Genomic DNA, 1,291 nt, shown 5'->3' with positions numbered 1-1,291 from the left:
CCGCGTGCGGTGTGGTAGCGGGGGTTCTCCCGGCATGCCATCACCATGGCGCGGAGCGGTTCCCAGGCGGCGCCGCTCCAGCGCGGCATGAAATACAGCCCCGGAGCGGGATGACGCGTCTGTGCCCCACCGCCGAGGCACAGCAGGATGTCGCCCAGCGCACCGACGACATCCTCGGAGGTCGGCGGGCGGCCGTCGGCGGACGCCGGGGACGGCATCCTGTCGATGGTGGCCGACGACCAGCCGGTCAGGAGGATGTCCGCACCGGCGATATGTACGGTGCTGATGCTGAGGTCGCCGTGCACCATCCGCACGTCCTCGGAGATCCGCACGGCGTCCGCGACCTTGCGGGCGAGCGCGAGGGCGGTATGCCCGTCCCAGCGCTCGGGGCTGGTAGGCAGGGAACCGTCCGGCCGGTCGCCCCACCGCTCGGCTTCGCCGTGCAGGACGAAGTCCAGCCGTTCCCCGATGAAGGCTTCTTCCGCGATCCACGGAACGTCGTCGTCCAGCCCCTCGCGCAGCAGACGGCGGGTGTAGCGGCCGTCCATCCGGCGCAGCGCCTCCGCCTCCACCGCCAGCAGGCCGGCGGCCTGCCGGCCGCTCAGACGCCGGGCGACCTGGACGACGGCCTCCGCGTCGTACGCGTCCCGGCCCAGATACGGAGTGAGTCGCGCTCCCGGTGGTCCGGCCATCGTCAGCCGGTACGGACCGATGGTGCGTGGATCTCCGGGCTCCAGACGGCGCCACTGCTGCGCCGCCGTACGGGTCGCGAACGCCGACGACAGCGACGTGGCCCCCAGCCGGGCCGCCAGCCGTCGCTCCACCGTGCTGAAGGGCCGGGCGCCGGAGGGGAGCCGGTCGCTGCCGCCCGGGTCGGCCAGCCAGGCCGGGAAGTCGGGGGAGCGGCCCGCCAGTTGCTCAAGACGACGGCCGATGAGCCGGCTGGTCGCGACCAGCTCCGCGAGCGGCACCGCGCCCAGCAGCGCCCGCTGTGCCGCGTCGGTGAAGGTGAAGGGGCGGTGTTCGGGCGGCAGCGGGTCCGAACCCGCCGAGGGGGGCGGTTCGACGGGGCGCATCAGCCCGCCCAGGAACACCTCGGCCAGCCGCCCGGTGTCGGTCCGGCCGTCCACCGCCTTCTGCACCATCCGCATCACCGGCACCGGCAGCGGGGCCACGGCGGCCAGATGGGCCGCCAGCCGGTACGCCTCCGGGGACGCCGCGTCCCGGAAGCGCTGGACGCGGGCCAGCTCATCGGCCGGGGCGGGAACGGCAGCGGCGGGGCCGGGGACGT

General features: G+C 74.8%; 1 pseudogene. It reads right to left on the bottom strand.

The features are described 5' to 3' along the window. A pseudogene (locus tag GWI24_RS44520) lies at positions 1-1,291 on the bottom strand (hypothetical protein); the annotation flags it as partial.

It is taken from the genome of Streptomyces sp. MK37H, from assembly GCF_018035285.1.
GTDB lineage: Bacteria > Actinomycetota > Actinomycetes > Streptomycetales > Streptomycetaceae > Streptomyces > Streptomyces endocoffeicus.
Note: the sequence above shows the minus strand (reverse complement) of the source record. Positions and strands in the feature narration are given on the sequence as shown.